The 16,436-nt window shown below is 59.3% G+C and carries 11 protein-coding genes and 1 pseudogene; 3 read left to right on the plus strand and 9 right to left on the minus strand.

All coding sequences use genetic code 11. The features are described from left to right. Nucleotides 1–24 precede the first annotated feature (24 nt). The 6 genes from CKW07_RS20670 to CKW07_RS20695 all read right to left on the minus strand — a co-directional run bounded on the left by CKW07_RS20670 (nucleotide 25) and on the right by CKW07_RS20695 (nucleotide 5,465). Entirely contained in the window at nucleotides 25–327 is a 303-nt protein-coding gene (locus CKW07_RS20670; protein ID WP_095146803.1) for a DUF2282 domain-containing protein, read from the minus strand. Between the two features lie 137 nt (nucleotides 328–464). After that, complete coding sequence (locus tag CKW07_RS20675; protein ID WP_095146804.1) at nucleotides 465–1,166, minus strand: ABC transporter ATP-binding protein; 702 nt, start codon at nucleotides 1,164–1,166, stop codon at nucleotides 465–467. Then, the gene (gene livG, locus CKW07_RS20680) at nucleotides 1,167–1,934 is read right to left on the minus strand and encodes a high-affinity branched-chain amino acid ABC transporter ATP-binding protein LivG (RefSeq protein ID WP_095146805.1); all 768 of its coding nucleotides are present in this window, start codon (nucleotides 1,932–1,934) and stop codon (nucleotides 1,167–1,169) included. It lies immediately after the preceding gene. Next, entirely contained in the window at nucleotides 1,931–3,187 is a 1,257-nt protein-coding gene (locus CKW07_RS20685) for a high-affinity branched-chain amino acid ABC transporter permease LivM (protein WP_095146806.1), read from the minus strand. The genes livG and CKW07_RS20685 overlap by 4 nt, the downstream gene beginning before the upstream one ends. Next, complete coding sequence (gene livH, locus CKW07_RS20690) at nucleotides 3,184–4,107, minus strand: high-affinity branched-chain amino acid ABC transporter permease LivH (RefSeq protein ID WP_095077387.1); 924 nt, start codon at nucleotides 4,105–4,107, stop codon at nucleotides 3,184–3,186. The genes CKW07_RS20685 and livH overlap by 4 nt, the downstream gene beginning before the upstream one ends. 230 nt (nucleotides 4,108–4,337) lie before the next feature. After that, nucleotides 4,338–5,465: a branched-chain amino acid ABC transporter substrate-binding protein gene (locus tag CKW07_RS20695; RefSeq protein ID WP_095146807.1), complete on the minus strand. Its 1,128-nt coding sequence runs from the start codon at nucleotides 5,463–5,465 to the stop codon at nucleotides 4,338–4,340. 348 nt (nucleotides 5,466–5,813) lie between these two features. Here CKW07_RS20695 and CKW07_RS20700 point away from each other — a divergent pair, with 348 nt between their 5' ends. Next, a complete protein-coding gene (locus CKW07_RS20700) occupies nucleotides 5,814–6,119 on the plus strand; it encodes a DUF2288 domain-containing protein (RefSeq protein ID WP_095146808.1) in 306 nt (101 codons plus the stop codon). Between the two features lie 251 nt (nucleotides 6,120–6,370). Here CKW07_RS20700 and CKW07_RS20705 read toward each other — a convergent pair whose 3' ends face one another. Beyond that, nucleotides 6,371–8,548, minus strand: a complete 2,178-nt coding sequence (locus CKW07_RS20705; protein ID WP_095146809.1) for a hypothetical protein — start codon at nucleotides 8,546–8,548, stop codon at nucleotides 6,371–6,373. A 193-nt stretch (nucleotides 8,549–8,741) separates the two neighbouring features. Between CKW07_RS20705 and CKW07_RS20710 the strand changes: the two genes are divergently transcribed. Continuing rightward, nucleotides 8,742–9,638 carry an NAD(P)-dependent oxidoreductase gene (locus CKW07_RS20710; RefSeq protein WP_095146810.1) on the plus strand — a complete coding sequence of 299 codons (897 nt, stop codon included), beginning with the start codon at nucleotides 8,742–8,744 and terminating at the stop codon, nucleotides 9,636–9,638. Here the strand turns inward: CKW07_RS20710 and CKW07_RS20715 are convergent. After that, nucleotides 9,529–11,814, minus strand: a complete 2,286-nt coding sequence (locus tag CKW07_RS20715; RefSeq protein WP_095146811.1) for a bifunctional diguanylate cyclase/phosphodiesterase — start codon at nucleotides 11,812–11,814, stop codon at nucleotides 9,529–9,531. The two genes, CKW07_RS20710 and CKW07_RS20715, sit on opposite strands and share 110 nt — an antisense overlap. Nucleotides 11,815–12,107: 293 nt before the next feature. Here CKW07_RS20715 and CKW07_RS20720 point away from each other — a divergent pair. Continuing rightward, nucleotides 12,108–13,396, plus strand: a pseudogene (locus CKW07_RS20720) (spinster family MFS transporter). Between the two features lie 121 nt (nucleotides 13,397–13,517). Here the strand turns inward: CKW07_RS20720 and rapA are convergent. Further along, nucleotides 13,518–16,364 (minus strand): RNA polymerase-associated protein RapA, encoded by a 2,847-nt coding sequence (gene rapA / locus CKW07_RS20725; RefSeq protein WP_095146812.1) that lies wholly within the window; start codon nucleotides 16,362–16,364, stop codon nucleotides 13,518–13,520. Nucleotides 16,365–16,436 lie beyond the last annotated feature (72 nt).

The raw sequence follows: 16,436 nt of genomic DNA on the forward strand, positions 1-16,436 counted from the left end.
GGGCTCAGGCAGGGATGGCGATTACTACTTGGCTTTGAAGGCGGCCAATTGACCAAAGCCGGTCGATGACGTGGAGCTGGCGGTCTTGTCGCAGGTGCCTTTTGGCACCAGCTTCCAGGCGTTGGCCTGGTGATCGACCTTCGAGGTACCGGCGCAGGTGGTGCCTGCACCTGCGGCGCAATCGTTCTTGCCTTTCATGGCAACGCCAAAGCATTTCTCCATGTCGTCGGCCGCGTGGGCGATGGTCGGCAAGGTGGCCAGGCTCAGCGCGGAACCCAGGGCCAGGGCCAGGGTGGCGGCAGACAGGGTACGAGTGGTAGCGGTCATGGTGTTTCTCCAGCAGTGAGTGGGTCAAGGAAGCGTCTGTGCTTGCTTATCCCAGTAGAGAAAGCTCACTGTGATTCGTTACAGCGCAGGCCAAAAAAAACGGCCCGAAGGCCGTTTTTTTGTCATGACAGCAGTGTTTAACCGCCCAGATACGCTTCGCGGACCTTCGGATCGGTCAGCAGCGCTTCGCCGGTACCTTGCATCACCACGCGGCCGTTCTCCAGAACGTAGGCGCGGTCGGCGATCTTGAGGGCCTGGTTGGCGTTCTGCTCGACCAGGAACACCGTCACACCATCCTTGCGCAGCTGTTCGATGATGTCGAAGATCTGCTGGATGATGATCGGTGCCAGGCCCAGTGACGGCTCGTCGAGTAGCAACAACTTGGGTTTGCTCATCAGCGCCCGGCCGATGGCGAGCATTTGCTGCTCACCGCCGGACATGGTGCCGCCCCGCTGGCTGAAGCGTTCCTTCAGGCGCGGAAACAATCCCAGGACCTTGTCCATCTGCTCCTGATAATCGCCTTTGTCGGTGAAGAACCCGCCCATGGCCAGGTTCTCTTCGACGGTCAGGCGGGAAAACACCCGGCGACCTTCAGGGACCACGGCGATGCTCTTGCGCATGATCTGCGCCGAGCTCTGGCCGACGAGTTCCTCGCCCATGTAGCGGATGCTGCCGCTGTGGGCTTGCGGCGAGCCGCAGAGAGTCATCAGCAGGGTCGACTTGCCGGCACCGTTGGCACCGATCAGCGTGACGATTTCGCCTTGGCGGATTTCCACGTTGACGCTGTGCAGGGCCTGGATCTTGCCATAGAAGGTGGAAACGTTTTCGAACTGCAGCATTTACGCTTCCCCCAGGTAGGCTTTGATCACTTCAGGATTGTCGCGGATCTCATCCGGCGTACCGTTGGCCAACGGTGTGCCCTGGTTGATCACGACGATATGGTCGGAAATGCTCATGACCAGTTTCATGTCATGTTCAATCAGCAGCACGGTGACGTTGTGCTCTTCACGCAGCATGCTGATCAGCGCCTTGAGGTCTTCGGTTTCCTTGGGGTTCAGGCCGGCGGCCGGTTCGTCGAGCATGAGGATCCGCGGACGGGTCATCATGCAGCGAGCGATTTCCAGGCGACGTTGCTGACCGTAGGCCAATGTCCCGGCGGTACGGTTGGCAAACTCTTTCAGGTTGACCTTCTCCAGCCAGTACTCGGCGAATTCCATGGCCTCGCGCTCGCTCTTGCGGAACGACGGGGTCTTGAACAGGCCGGACAGGAAGTTGGTGTTCAGGTGACGGTGCTGGGCGATCAAGAGGTTCTCGACCGCGGTCATGTCCTTGAACAGCCGCACGTTCTGGAAGGTACGCACCACGCCCTTGAGGGCGATCTTGTGGCCGGGCAGGCCTTCGATCGACTCGCCGTCCAGCAGGATGCTGCCGCCGCTCGGCTTGTAGAAACCGGTCAGGCAGTTGAACACCGTGGTCTTGCCGGCGCCGTTGGGGCCGATCAGTGCCACCACCTGTTTTTCCTTCACGGTCAGGGCCACGCCGTTGACCGCCAGCAGGCCGCCGAAGCGCATGCTCAGATTTTCGACTTTCAGGATCTCGCGGCTCATTTGCGCAGCTCCATGTGAGGACGTTGCATGGGCAGCAGACCCTGAGGACGCCAGATCATCATCAGCACCATCAATGCACCGAACATCAGCATGCGGTATTCACTGAACTCACGCATCATTTCCGGCAACAGGATCATCACGGTGGCGGCAAGCACGACGCCCAGTTGCGAGCCCATGCCGCCCAGCACCACGATGGCGAGGATGGTCGCCGACTCGATGAAGGTGAAGGACTCCGGTGTCACCAGCCCTTGGCGCGCGGCGAAGAAGCTGCCGGCAAAACCGGCGAAGCAGGCACCCAGGGTGAAGGCCGACAGCTTGATGATGGTCGGGTTCAGACCCAGCGCACGGCAGGCGATCTCGTCTTCACGCAGTGCTTCCCAGGCACGACCCAGGGGCATGCGCAGCAAGCGGTTGATGACGAACAGGGCAAACAGCGACAGCAACAACGCAATCAGGTAAAGGAAGATCACCTTGTTGATCGAGTTGTATTGCAGGCCGAAGTACTCGTGGAAGGTTTGCAGGCCTTCAGCAGCTTTGCGTTCGAAGGTCAGGCCGAAGAACGTTGGCTTGTCGATGTTGCTGATGCCGTTCGGACCGCCGGTGATGTCCGTCAGGTTACGCAGGAACAGACGGATGATCTCGCCGAAGCCCAGGGTCACGATTGCCAGGTAGTCACCGCGCAAGCGCAGCACCGGGAAACCGAGCAGGAAGCCGAAGGTGGCCGCCATCATCCCGGCGATCGGCAGACAGATCCAGAAGCTCAGACCGAAGTAGTGCGACAGCAGCGCATAACTGTAGGCGCCGACGGCATAGAAACCGACGTAACCGAGGTCCAGCAGACCGGCCAGGCCGACCACGATGTTCAGGCCCAGGCCGAGCATCACATAGATCAACACCAGGGTCGCGATATCCACCGCGCCACGGGAGCCAAAGAACGGCCATACCAGTGCACCAACGATCAACGCAATAATGATCCAGCGCTGGGTGGTTGGCAGGGTCAGGAAGTTACTGGCCTTGGCTGGCATGACCGGCATGCTCGGCGAGGCTTTCCACGCGGCGCTGATCTTCTGGTCGAACAGCACCCGCAGGAACATCAGCACCGAGCAGACGGCGATAGTGATCAAGGTGGTGTTGCTGGTGCCATGCACTTCGAGGTTGATGCCGACAATGGTCAGTTTCAGACCGAGTACCGGATACGCCACAGCCCAAACCAACAGTGCGCTGAAGAGCGCCTGCTTAAGATTCCTAGTCATACTTTCTCAACCTCCGGACGGCCCAGCAGGCCGGTTGGCCGGAACAACAACACCAGGACCAATAGTCCGAACGCCACGACGTCCTTGTATTGATCGCCGAAGATATCGGCACCAAAGGCTTCCGCCACCCCCAGTACCAGACCGCCAAGCATGGCGCCCGGAATACTGCCGATGCCGCCCAGTACCGCGGCGGTGAAGGCCTTGAGTCCGACCAGGAAGCCCGCGTTCGGGTTGATCACGCCGTATTGCATGCTCAACAGCACTGCGGCGATGGCCGCCAGCGCGGCACCGATGACGAAGGTCAGGGCGATGATGTTGTTGGTGTTGATACCCAGCAGGTTGGCCATCTTGATGTCCTCGGCGCAGGCACGGCAGGCGCGGCCCAGGCGAGAACGGGAGATGAACATCGTCAGGCCGAGCATGGCGATCAGGGTCACCACGAACACCACGATTTGCATGTAGGAAATCAGCACTTCGTGTGCGCCACCTGGCCCGATGGAGAAATTGCCGGGGATCAGGTTGGGGATGGATTTGTCCTTGGAGTCTTGCGCCAACAGAACAGTGTTCTGCAGGAAAATCGACATGCCGATGGCGGAAATCAACGGGATCAGACGGTTGCTGCCGCGCAAGGGGCGGTAGGCGATCCGTTCGATACTGTAGCCGTAGGCACTGGTGACAACGATGGTTGCGATGAAAGCGGCGGTCATCAACAGCGGAACGCTGTCGAGTCCCATCATGGTCAGTCCGGCAATGGCAATGAATGCCACATAGGAGCCGATCATGTAGACCTCGCCGTGGGCGAAGTTGATCATTCCAATGATGCCGTAAACCATCGTATAGCCGATGGCGATCAGGGCATACGTGCTGCCAACGGTCAGACCGTTAACCAGCTGTTGGAAAAAGTGATAGATGTCAGGCATTACAACGCTCCTAAAAACCTGATACGCATTTCACTGGTGGAGTCATTTTCCTGCTCAGGCCCCGTGGTTCTTCATCCACTTCGAGCGTGAGTTTTGCCAGCGAACCGCTGATGACGGTTTTGAGATTTTCAGGTGGGCAGACCCGCGGATCACGCAAGTGCGGCCCAAATCTTCGTAAAACAAAGCCCACGGCACGCCGTGGGCTTTATTGGCAGTCAGTCAGGCAAGCCTTACTGAGGCGAAGCTTCGGTTTTAGGTTTGTCGAAGTGCCACTCGTAAACCACGAACTTGAAGTCTTTCAGGTCGCCCTTGGCGTCGAAGCTCAGGTCGCCAGTCGGGGTTTTGAAAGTGCCTGCGTGGATGGCTTCCGCCACTTTGGAAGCATCTTCGCTCTTGGCGGCGGTGATACCGTCGGCGATGACTTTAACCGCCGAGTAGGACGGGAACACGAACGGGCCGCTCGGGTCTTCTTTCTTGGCTTTGAAGGCGTCAGCCAGGGCAACGTTGGCAGGATCCTGGTCGAAGGATTTCGGCAGGGTTACCAGCAGGCCTTCGGACGCGCCCTTGGCGATCTGCGAGATCGAATCGTTACCCACGCCTTCCGGACCCATGAACTTGGCTTTCAGGCCTTTTTCCTGGGATTGACGCAGGATCAGGCCCAGCTCCGGGTGGTAGCCGCCGTAGTAGACGAAGTCGACGTTGGCTTGCTTGAGCTTGGCGATCATCGAGGAGAAGTCTTTGTCGCCAGCGTTGATCCCTTCGAACACGGCAACCTTGACGCCCTTGCCCTCGAGGGTTTGCTTCACGGCCGAGGCGATGCCTTCACCGTACTGCTGTTTGTCGTGCAGGACGGCAACGATTTTCGGTTTAACGTGATCGGCGATGTAGTTACCAGCGGCAGGGCCCTGGGCGCTGTCCAGGCCGATGGTGCGGAACACCATTTTGTAACCACGGGAGGTGATGTCCGGGCTGGTGGCAGCCGGGGTGATCATGATCACGCCTTCGTCTTCGTAGATGTCCGAAGCCGGTTGAGTGGAGCTGGAGCACAGGTGACCGATCACGAACTTGATGCCGTCGTTGACCACTTTGTTGGCAACGGCCACGGCTTGTTTCGGATCACAGGCGTCATCGTATTCAACGGCGACGAGTTGCTTGCCGTTCACGCCGCCTTTGGCGTTGATTTGCTCGATGGCCATTTTGGCGCCACTGAACTGCATGTCGCCGTATTGGGCTACAGGGCCGGTTTTAGGGCCGGCGATGCCGATCTTGATGGTGTCAGCTGCGAACGAATGGCTGGCAACCCCGGCCAGAACCATAGCGGCAAACAGTTTGGAAATCTGCTTAGTAGCCTTATTCATAGTGCTCCACTCTTGCTGTTGTAATTTTTATAGTCCTGGCGCCGTAGCAGCAGAACCGGGTCAGATATCTTGGATATCCTCCGGAAATGCCCCCGGCAACTGTACCGGTACAGTGTAGAGCGCCAATTGTCGGCCTGGGAAGCTGGCGCCAGGGGGCAAAACCTGAGGGTGTCGCTTTTATGAAAGAAAAAGACAGAATTGCGGCGGGGTTTTCGCTGGACAGTCTGTTGATTCAGCGCATTCCTTGGCGTTCCGGCAGTTTTCAGTCAGTTACTCATTTGCATCCGGGTTTTTCTGCCGGGGCACCGACGTTATCATTCGCGTCGATTTCTTTACCGGACAGAGCCCATGAGTCAAGAACCTAGCACCCTCTATGCCAAGCTGCTTGGTGAAACCGCATCTATCCGCTGGAAGGAACTGGAACCCTTCTTTGCCAAGGGTGCCCTATTGTGGGTCGACGCTGATCTGGATCTGATCGTGGCGGCTGAAGCCATGGCAGAGGATCAACGAGAGAAAGTGGCTGCCTGGCTGGCCGCGGGGAAGGTTGCCGAAGTGTCTGCGACGCGGGCGCTGGATCTGGTCGAGCGTGATCCTGAACTCTGGGCGGTGGTGGTTTCGCCGTGGATCCTGATTCAGGAAAGGGCGCAACCTTGAAAGGTTGCACGCTATTGGTGCCCGGTGGGCGCTGAAAAAAGTGTGTAGCCGAGTAGCGTGATAGCACGGTGCCGTAGAGAAAGACCACAGAGGGGCCAGCATCACGGTGACGTAAACGTAACGGGAACAGTTTAGTAAGCAGCTAACGGCTGCTTAATTGTTTCTGGTGTGAGGGAAGGCGTTGGTCACGGGGTGAGTGCCAGGTCCCCTTCGCGGGCAGAGGAAGGGGGCGACTCGGTACCGAGCCTGTCTCAGCAGGTTTTGCCGGTGTGGTTGTTCAGCGAAATTACCTTGGTCTTGCCGATGCGGTGACGGTAGATTTCGCGCAGGTACTTGATGGCCTTTTTCACGCAATCGCGAGACAGGCGGATGTCGTTGATCGAGACGAACTTGTCCTTGTCGTTGATCAGCTCGCGGTACTTCTTCTCATACATCGGTTTGATCGCATACCAGTTGGTGTCGAGGATCTTCGCCGGATTTTCGAATTCGTTGAGCAAGTCGTCGATCATGGCTTCATCGAAGTCCTCATGGATGATGAAGTCCAGGATCGAGTTGTCCAGGGTGTCGTCGAAACGATACGGGTTGCGGGCAAAACACCGCTTGATGAAGGCCACGATCAGGGTCAGGAAATCGTCCGACAGACACGGGCTCTTGGCGATCAGGGTGGTCAACGACAGGTTGGCCGAGGCCCCGATTACCAGCGCATAACGCTTGAGCGTGGTGTTGGGGAAGAGGCTGTTGAGGTGGGTCTTCAACCGGTTCAGGTCCATGTAGGACAGTTTGTAGTCCTTGGGCAAGGAGACGATCGACACCACCGAGGAGCAGTTCTTGAAGAAGTGCAGGTCGTGCAGGGCAGCAGCGTCGTACCCCGAGTTCTTGTATTGCTCCAACGCGGCGCGATAGCGCTTGGATTCGATCGGCAACAGGCTGATGCCCTCGATCGCCTGGGTGACCTTGTTGAAGTGCGGCAGGTCGATGGAGCGGAAGAACAGGTCGTCGATGTTCAAGCGCTGCGGCTCTTTGTCGAACACCTTGAATTTGTCGCTGCTCGGCGCCGGTTGTTCCGGCACCACGGATTCCGCGTAGGCAATGGCCACGGGGCCGGCCAGACTCATGAACAGATCGTTGGCGTCCAGGCGAATGGTTTCGCCAATGTCGATGCCGGCCCGGCGGAAGTAGTTCTGGTCGTAGTCCGTGGTGACTGCCTGAGCCGTCAGAATGTTGAAAATCTGCTGGGAGATGTACTGGTTGGCGTGCTTCTCCATGGCATTGACATCAATGTTCTGGATGTTGCCGTCATCGTTCTCCTCGGCGTAACGCATGATGTCATTGGAGATCAGCATCATGGCGTTCCATGGGCGGATGCGCCCCATGACGCTGGCTTCGCTGCTGTCTTCGTTGGCGAAGTTGTAGGAGAAATCCCACTCTTCCGACAGGTACTTGCACAGCAGGCGGCCGGCGTTGATATGCAGGGCTTCCGACATTTCGCTGCGGTGATCGGAAATGTTCGGCAGTACGCAAATACCGCTGGTGAAGATCGGCTCGAAAACAAAGGAATGGCCGCTCTTGCTGTCGTGCTCGTCCATCGGCTTGGTGTCGAACGTCTTGTTCATGTACGAGTGCTGTTGGGCCAGGCCGAATTCCGAGGCCATGCCCGAACCGGTACCGCCACCGGCGCTGAAGATCGAGAAGTACAGGCGCGACTGGTTGGCCTTGATGCCGCAACTGTCGATCAGGTACGAATGGATCATCTTCCAGTCAGGGCTGGAGAAACGCTGGGTATCCTTGTTCAGGATGATCTTGGCCAGGTACTGGCCGAGGATCGGCGCATTACCGGCACCACCGGCATGGACTTCGGAAAGGTCCATGATTTTCATTTTGCTGTAATCGCGCAGGAACCCGCTTTTTTCGCCCTTGCGTGAAAAACGGATGCGTCCGGCGATGTCCTTGTCCAGGTCCCCCAGCATGACCAGGGGTTCGACCAGGAACACCGGCTTGGACGCCTTGCCTGCCCCCAGTCGCAAGTTGGTACGGATCCACTGCGCAGGGCTGTAGCCCTTGTCGGCGTAGGACTTGTCTTCGTTGTTGAACTCGTTGAGGTAGAACTTGCGGGCGTTGTACACCAACTCTGCCACGTCCAGCGCAATGTTCGAGCCGCAACGTCCCAGGCCGATCAGGCACACCGAAGGAAACTCCTGTTGGTGCTGCTCGGCATCGCCTTCCAGGTGTGGCGGCTGCGGGAACACCATGTTGCGCAGGCCGTCGAGGTTATCGAGGATGCGGTCGGTGTTGGTTTCGGTGAAATACAGGTACTGCTGAGTCGCAAGCGGGCGCGAGCTGGTCAATGGCTTCATGCCTGAGGGTCTGTCCATGGCGGCGGTGAGCGTCAGTTCGGATACCGCGGGGGCAGGATTGTTTTTAGAAGTCATTGTGCGCCATGTGCCTGGACTGATGGGTTCGGAGGTGAGATGTCTCTGGCTATTGCCCAGAGGCGTTCGCGACATTACGGCGCGGCGGTCTCTCCAGCGATAGGGGGCTAACCTGAGCCTCGCTAGGGGAATACTTTCCTAAGCCTTGTTGAATCGGCCACTATTCGGTGATCTTTAATCGAACAGAGGCAATTTGATGGCACTGTTACCTTCGCTGGCGTTCGCTGGAATCGGTCTGATGGGCTTGCCGATGTGTCGGCGCTTGTTGGCGGCGGGTTATCCGCTGACCGTGTGGAACCGCAATCCCGAGAAGTGCGCGCCTTTGGTCGAGGCCGGGGCACGGCAAGTCTCGACGCCAGCCGAGTTGTGTCAGCACGCGGATCTGGTGATGTTGTGCCTGGCCAACACCGACGTGGTGCGTGACGTGGTCTTCGGCATCGCAGGTGTGGCCAGTGGTGCGAAACCGGGCCAGCTGTTGGTGGACTTTTCCAGCCTGGAACCCACTGCCACCCGGGAAATGGCTGAACAGCTGGCCAGTCGCACGGCTATGGGCTGGCTGGATGCGCCAGTGTCCGGTGGCGTCGCAGGTGCCGAAGCAGGAAGCCTGGCAATCATGGTCGGTGGTGAGTCGGCGGACGTTGAGCGGATTCGCCCGGTGTTGCAGAACCTTGGCCAGCGGGTGACGCACATGGGACCCGTCGGCGCGGGGCAGGTGACCAAGGCCTGTAATCAGATGATCGTGGCCTGCAATGCCTTGGTAATTGCCGAGGTGGTGGCGCTGGCCGAGCGTTCAGGCGTGGATGCGAGCCTGTTGGCTGAAGCCTTGAGTGGTGGGTTTGCCGACTCCAGGCCTTTGCAGATTCTGGCTCCGCAAATGGCTGAAAGCCGTTTTGAGCCGATCAAGTGGCACGTGCGAACCCTGCTCAAGGATCTGGATGGCGCGGTAAAGTTTTCCCGCGAGCAGGGTTCGGCGACACCGATCAGTGGACTGGCCGCCCAGTTGATGCGCTTGCATGGAGGTCAGGGCTATCTGGAAAAAGATCCTGCGACATTGATTCATCTGTATCGCGAGCCAGGCTCAAAGGGTTGAGGCTGTGAGCCTGTTTTCGCCGGTTGATTTCGTTCAGGACCGGTTGCAGTTGGGCCAACGGCACCGGGTGGCTGAGCAGGTAGCCCTGGACGAAATCGCAGCCGAAGCGCTCGAGGAACTGGTACTGCTCCAGCGTCTCGACGCCTTCGGTGACCACGGTTAACTGCAGGGTATGGGCCATGACGATAATGGCGTGGATGATCTCCATGTCCTGGGTGGAGCAGGGGGTGTCCTGGATGAACGAACGGTCGATTTTCAGGGTGTTCAACGGCAAGCGCTTGAGATAGGCGAGGGACGAGTAGCCGGTGCCAAAATCGTCGATTGACAGTGAAACCCCCAGCGCCCGAATCTGCCGCATCAGCGCCTGGGTGTTGGCGATATTGCCCATCAGTGCATTTTCGGTGACTTCCAGCTCCAGGCGTTGGGGGGCCACGCCGGCTGAGCGTAATGCGCTGTTGATTTCGTTGGCGAGTTCTTCGCGCCCCAGGCTCAGTGGCGAGCAATTGACTGCGATGTTCATTGTTTCGTGGCCATTGCGCAACAGATCGCCGAGATCCTCGCACGCCTTGCGCAGCACCCAGTTATCGAGCTCGGCGATCAGGCCGTTGGCTTCGGCAATGGCAATGAAGCGATCCGGAGCCAGTAGGCCGTGCACCGGATGCTGCCAGCGAATCAGCGCTTCGAGCTTGGTCACCCGGCCGGCTTTCAGGTCGAAGATAGGCTGGTAATGCAGCACTAGCCCGCTGTCATCGTGCAGTGCATTGCGCAGTTCTTCTTCAAGCTGCAATTCCATCGTGGCCCTGGTTTTCAGGTTGCTGCTGAAAAAGTGCAGGCCATTGCGGCCGTTGCCTTTGGATTGGTAGAGCGCCAGGTCGGCGTTTTTCAGGAGCTCTTCGCAGGTCTTGCCGTCTTCAGGAAACAGGCTGATGCCAATACTGGTGGTCATGACCATGTGTCGGCCAGCCAGCTCGATGGGGTCCTTCATTTTTTGCATGATGCGCTGGGCCATGTGCCGCGCTTCCTCGCGATCGTGCAGGTTGATGAGAATACAGAACTCATCGCCGCCAAACCGCGCCACCACGTCTTCGTGGCTACGGGTCGAAGCCTTGATGTGGCCGGCGATGACTTTCAGCAACTCGTCGCCGGCATCATGGCCCAGGCTGTCGTTGATGCGCTTGAAGTGATCGATATCCAGAAACATGATCGCCAGCATGCCGCCATGGGCGCTTTTCTCGATGAGTTTTTCGGCGAAGATCTGATTGAAGCCGCGACGGTTGATCAGGTTGGTCAGGGCATCGTAGTGCGCCACCTGCTGCAGCGACACGCGCGCCTGATCCAACTGGCCGAGCAATGCATTGACCCGGCGCAGGTCGTGTTCTTTGTGTTGCAGCTTTTTGTCGGCCAAGGCCGCGCTGATGCTGCTGCCGATCACCAGCAGGGCAATGACGGCAATGGTCAGCCCAAGTTGCATGTGGTCGTTGTTCACCGATTGCAGCGTTGGTGAGCCAGCGGGCAGCACCAGGCTCATGGACCACATGCCGGTGAAGTGTATGCTGACCATGCCTGCGCCCAGCAACAGGCTGGTGGTGTATTTGAGCAATTGATGGAATACGCCGTTGCCGTTGCGCAGGCAGTGGGAAAGCAGCAAGACGACGGCACTGGTCACGATGGCGATCGCGATCGACAACGCGAACAGCATTGGCTGGTAGTACATCTGGGCATCGGAGCGCATGGCGGCCATGCCCACGTAATGCATGGCGCAGATACCCAGGCCGATGCCGATGGAGGCCTTCATGTACTGCCAGGGATGTAGCTGGAGATCACTGAGGGTATCCATGGCCAGGAAGGCGGCAAGAAAGGCAATCAGCAGGGACATCAGGGTGATCGACAGCTCGTAGTGGAAGTCGATGGGGGGGTGAAACGCCAGCATGGCGATGAAATGCATCGCCCAGATTCCGCCCGCCAGGCAGGAAGTACCGACCCAGCGCCAGCGTCGTCGAGAGGCCGGGGTTTCGGCATGGCCAACGCGTTCGGCCATGTCCAGCGTGGCAAAGCAGGCAGCGCAGGCAACCAGATAGGCCAGCAGCACCAGAACCGTGTTATGACCACTGTTGAGTACAACCTGTGCACTGCTCTCTGGCAGTTCGGTCATGAAATGCAAGCCAAGCCACTCCATAGCACATCCCGTCTCTGAGTCATCCTGCCTGCGCCATGAACGCTGGCGAATGCATGGAGTATAGAGGTCATGCACGGTGCGCAAGCGATAGTGGCACATTGGCCCAAATGATTTTGTAATGGGTTTTAGAGCGATTGGACATAAATTGATTCATGCGCCAGGCCGGGCGCGATGAGTGGGTATCAGCCAGGCGAATAATGACAGACAGGTATCTTGCAGCTGACTAGATTGCAGGTTCCGGGCTCGAATGCTGCCGGCAATGAAGCCCCTATAACAATAAACGAGACGGACCCATGCAGAACTCGACCCAAGCGGCGAATGCCTGGCGCATTCTGTTCCTGCTGTTCCTTGCCAATCTGTTCAACTTTTTCGATCGCACCATTCCGTCCATTATCATCGAGCCGATCCGCATGGAATGGCACTTGAGCGACTTTCAGCTGGGGATCATCGGTACCGCATTCACTATCGTCTATGCCATTGCCGGTCTGCCCTTGGGGCGAATGGCCGATACCGGCTCGCGTAGCAAGCTGATGGGCTGGGGGCTGGCGGTGTGGAGTGGGCTGACGGCGGTTAACGGCCTGGTGGGAAGTTTCTGGAGTTTCCTGATTGTGCGCATGGGAGTCGGCATTGGTGAGGCCAGTTACGCGCCGGCTGCCAACTCATTGATCGGCGACCTGTTCCCGGCGCACCGGCGGGCACGGGCCATGGGCATCTTCATGCTTGGGCTGCCATTGGGGCTGTTGCTGGCGTTCTTTACCATCGGCTGGATGGTCAAGGCGTTCGACAGCTGGCGCGCGCCATTTTTCATCGCGGCGGTGCCGGGCCTGATGCTCGCGGTGTTCATGTTCTTCATCAAGGAGCCCAAGCGCGGTGCCGCGGAAACCGTGCACGTATCCCAGGAACCTGTGGATCGGCCGATTCGTCGGGTGCTGGCGATTCCGACCTTTCTCTGGTTGGTGATGGCGGGCTTGTGTTTCAACTTTGCCACCTATGCCTGTAACTCGTTTCTGGTGCCAATGCTGCAACGCTACTTCCAGTTGCCATTGCAGGATGCGGCAGTGGCCACGGGGATGATTGTGGGCGTTACCGGGTTGTTCGGCTTGACCCTGGGCGGCTGGGTGGCCGACAGGATTCACCAGCGAGTGGCCAATGGCCGGTTACTGTTTGCCGCCTTCAGCCTGGTCATCTCGACGCTGTGCACGGCCTGGGCGCTGCATGCCGGGCGTATTGAAATCGGTGTGTTCGTGGCCGTGTTCAGCCTTGGCTGGTTGTTTGCGTACAACTTCTATACCTGCGTCTACACGGCGATTCAGGATGTGGTCGAGCCGCGTCTGCGTGCGACGGCGATGGCCTTGTTCTTTGCCGGGCTGTACCTGTTGGGCGGCGGATTGGGGCCGGGCAGATGAGCGAAGCATTCAAGGCCGTCGGCCTGCACGATGCGATGTACCTGATCCCGGTGGCGTTGTTGCTGACGATGGTGTTTCTGGTCCTGGCGGCGCGTTGCTTTGTACGCGATGCCAAGCGGATGAAAGAAGGACTGGGGGCGGTGGTTGAGCCTGAGGGTTCAGCCGCGATTGCCTGATCGCCTTAGCGGGCAAGTTCACCAGCCCGTGCAGAGGGCATCAGCAACATCACAATAAACAAGCAGACAAAAAAAGGCCCGCATCGCTGCGGGCCTTTCGTTTGGCGGGGCGGGGGAGGGGTTAACCCGCTACCAGCACCCTGATCGCTTCCAGTCGCAGTGCGGCTTTGTCGAGCATGGCCAGGCCTTGCTCGCGCTGCTGGCGCAGGGCAACCAGTTCGCTGTCGCGCACGGTCGGGTTGACCGCTTGCAACGCGGTCAGGCGCGCCAGTTCTTCTTCGGTATCGGCAGCCAGGCGGCGTTGCGCTTCGGCCACGCGTTCGGCGTGACGTGGCGTGATCTTCTCTTCGCCTGCGTTGATCCGTGGCGTCAGTTGGTCGCGCTGGGCCTGGATGAACTTGTTGGCGCTGGCACGAGGCACGCTTTCGAGTTGATCGTTCAGGGTCTCGAAGGACACGCGGGACGACAGATCGTTGCCGTTGGTATCCAGCAGGCAGCGCAAGGCCGCCGGTGGCAGGTAACGACCCAACTGCAGCGAGCGCGGGGCAACCACTTCACTGACGTAGAGCAGTTCCAGCAACACGGTACCGGGCTTGAGTGCCTTGTTCTTGATCAGCGCGACGGCGGTGTTGCCCATCGAGCCGGACAACACCAGGTCCATGCCACCCTGAACCATCGGGTGCTCCCAGGTGATGAACTGCATGTCTTCGCGAGACAGTGCCTGGTTGCGGTCGTAGGTGATGGTCACGCCTTCGTCGTCACCCAGCGGGAAGCTGGCGTCGAGCATTTTCTCGCTCGGCTTGAGGATCAGGGCGTTTTCCGAGTGGTCCTCACTGTCGATGCCGAAGGCGTCGAACAGGGTTTCCATATAGATCGGCAGGGCGAACTGATCATCCTGCTCAAGGATCGCTTCAACCAGGGCATCGCCTTCGCCGGTGCCACCGGAGTTGAGCTCCAGCAGGCGGTCGCGGCCGCTGTGCAATTCCGCTTCCAGGCTTTCGCGGGTCGCGCGGGCCTCGTCGATCAGCGCTTGCCAGTCGCTGTCATCGGCTTCTTCGAGCAGCGGCAGCAGGCGCGGGCCGAACTGATGCTGCAAGGCGTTGCCGGTCGGGCAGGTATTGAGGAAGGCGTTCAGCGCTTCGTGATACCACTGGAACAGACGCTCTTGCGGGCTGGTTTCCAGGTATGGCACGTGCAATTCGATCACGTGCTTCTGGCCGATCCGGTCGAGACGGCCGATCCGCTGTTCCAGCAGGTCAGGGTGCGAAGGCAGGTCGAACAGCACCAGATGGTGGGAGAACTGGAAGTTGCGACCTTCACTGCCGATTTCCGAGCAGATCAGTACCTGGGCGCCGAACTCTTCGTCCGCAAAATAAGCGGCTGCGCGGTCACGCTCCAGGATGTTCATGCCTTCGTGGAACACGGTGGCCGGGATGCCCGAACGCACGCGCAGGGCGTCCTCCAGGTCCATCGCGGTTTCGGCGTGGGCGCAGATCACCAGCACTTTGGTGCGCTTGAGCATCTTCAGCTGGTCGATCAGCCACTCGACGCGCGGATCAAACTTCCACCAGCGCTCTTCTTCGCTGGCATCCGGCTGGGCCTGGAAGCTGACTTCCGGGTACAGCTCGGCATGTTCGCCCAGCGGCAGTTCGAGGTATTCGTCGGGGCACGGCAACGGGTACGGATGCAGCTTGCGCTCCGGGAAACCCTGCACGGCGGCGCGGGTGTTGCGGAACAGCACACGGCCGGTGCCATGGCGATCGAGCAGTTCGCGAACCAGGCGCGCACTGGCCTCGGCGTCGCCATCGTTGACGGCAGTCAGCAGCGCTTCGCCTTCGTCACCCAGGAAACCGTGGATGGTTTTATGTGCGGCCGGGGACAGGCGACCTTGGTCCATCAGCTCCTGGACGGCTTCGGCCACCGGGCGATAGTTCTCGCTCTCGGCACGGAAGGCGTTCAGGTCATGGAAACGGTTGGGATCGAGCAGGCGCAAACGCGCGAAGTGGCTGTCCTGCCCCAGTTGTTCCGGGGTGGCGGTCAGCAGCAGCACGCCGGGGATGGTCTCGGCCAGTTGCTCGACCAGCGAGTACTCCGGGCTGACCTGGTCTTCGTGCCACACCAGGTGGTGGGCTTCGTCGACTACCATCAGGTCCCAGCCGGCCGCGAACAGCGCGTCCTGGGCCTTCTCGTCGTCCACCAGCCACTCCAGCGCAACCAGCGCGAGCTGGGTGTCTTCGAACGGGTTGCCGGCATCGCTTTCGATGAAGCGCTCTTCGTCGAACAACGCAACCTGCAGGTTGAAACGGCGACGCATCTCCACCAGCCACTGGTGCTGGAGGTTTTCCGGCACCAGGATCAGCACGCGGTTGGCGCGACCGGAGAGCAGTTGGCGATGGATTACCAGGCCGGCTTCGATGGTTTTACCCAAGCCGACTTCGTCCGCCAGCAGTACCCGTGGCGCGATACGGTCAGCGACTTCACGGGCAATGTGCAACTGGTGGGCGATCGGTTGCGCACGTACGCCACCCAGGCCCCAGAGTGAGGATTGCAACTGGCGGCTGGTGTGTTCCAGGGTGTGGTAACGCAGCGAGAACCAGGCCAGCGGATCGATTTGCCCGGCGAACAGACGGTCGCTGGCCAGACGGAACTGGATGAAGTTCGAGAGTTGGGTTTCAGGCAGGGTCACCGCTTCGTTCTGCGCGTTGAGCCCGTGGTAGACCAGCAGGCCGTCGACGTCGTCGACTTCGCGCACGGTCATCTTCCAGCCTTCGAAGTGAGTGATGGTGTCGCCCGGCGAAAACCTCACGCGGGTGAGGGGCGCATTCCGTAGCGCATACTGACGAGTGTCGCCAGTGGCCGGGTAGAGCACGGTCAGCAAGCGACCGTCCTGTGCCAGAACGGTGCCTAAACCTAGCTCGGCTTCGCTGTCACTAATCCAGCGTTGCCCCGGTTGATACTGCTGCGCCATGCTGCCTGACTCCCGCCTTGAAAAAGCCGACTATCTTAACGGATCACTGCCTTCAGAGCCAAAGGACTCTCA

This window comes from Pseudomonas sp. Irchel s3b6 (assembly GCF_900187415.1).
In the GTDB taxonomy this organism is placed as follows: domain Bacteria; phylum Pseudomonadota; class Gammaproteobacteria; order Pseudomonadales; family Pseudomonadaceae; genus Aquipseudomonas.

Bases quoted from the DNA above. Each gene is read 5' to 3' on its own strand.
- rapA (WP_095146812.1), bottom strand. From the start codon at position 16,364: ATGGCGCAGCAGTATCAACCGGGGCAACGCTGGATTAGTGACAGCGAA.
- CKW07_RS20685 (WP_095146806.1), bottom strand. From the start codon at position 3,187: ATGACTAGGAATCTTAAGCAGGCGCTCTTCAGCGCACTGTTGGTTTGG.
- livG (WP_095146805.1), bottom strand. From the start codon at position 1,934: ATGAGCCGCGAGATCCTGAAAGTCGAAAATCTGAGCATGCGCTTCGGC.
- CKW07_RS20670 (WP_095146803.1), bottom strand. From the start codon at position 327: ATGACCGCTACCACTCGTACCCTGTCTGCCGCCACCCTGGCCCTGGCC.
- CKW07_RS20695 (WP_095146807.1), bottom strand. From the start codon at position 5,465: ATGAATAAGGCTACTAAGCAGATTTCCAAACTGTTTGCCGCTATGGTT.
- CKW07_RS20700 (WP_095146808.1), top strand. From the start codon at position 5,814: ATGAGTCAAGAACCTAGCACCCTCTATGCCAAGCTGCTTGGTGAAACC.
- CKW07_RS20715 (WP_095146811.1), bottom strand. From the start codon at position 11,814: ATGGAGTGGCTTGGCTTGCATTTCATGACCGAACTGCCAGAGAGCAGT.
- livH (WP_095077387.1), bottom strand. From the start codon at position 4,107: ATGCCTGACATCTATCACTTTTTCCAACAGCTGGTTAACGGTCTGACC.
- CKW07_RS20705 (WP_095146809.1), bottom strand. From the start codon at position 8,548: ATGACTTCTAAAAACAATCCTGCCCCCGCGGTATCCGAACTGACGCTC.
- CKW07_RS20675 (WP_095146804.1), bottom strand. From the start codon at position 1,166: ATGCTGCAGTTCGAAAACGTTTCCACCTTCTATGGCAAGATCCAGGCC.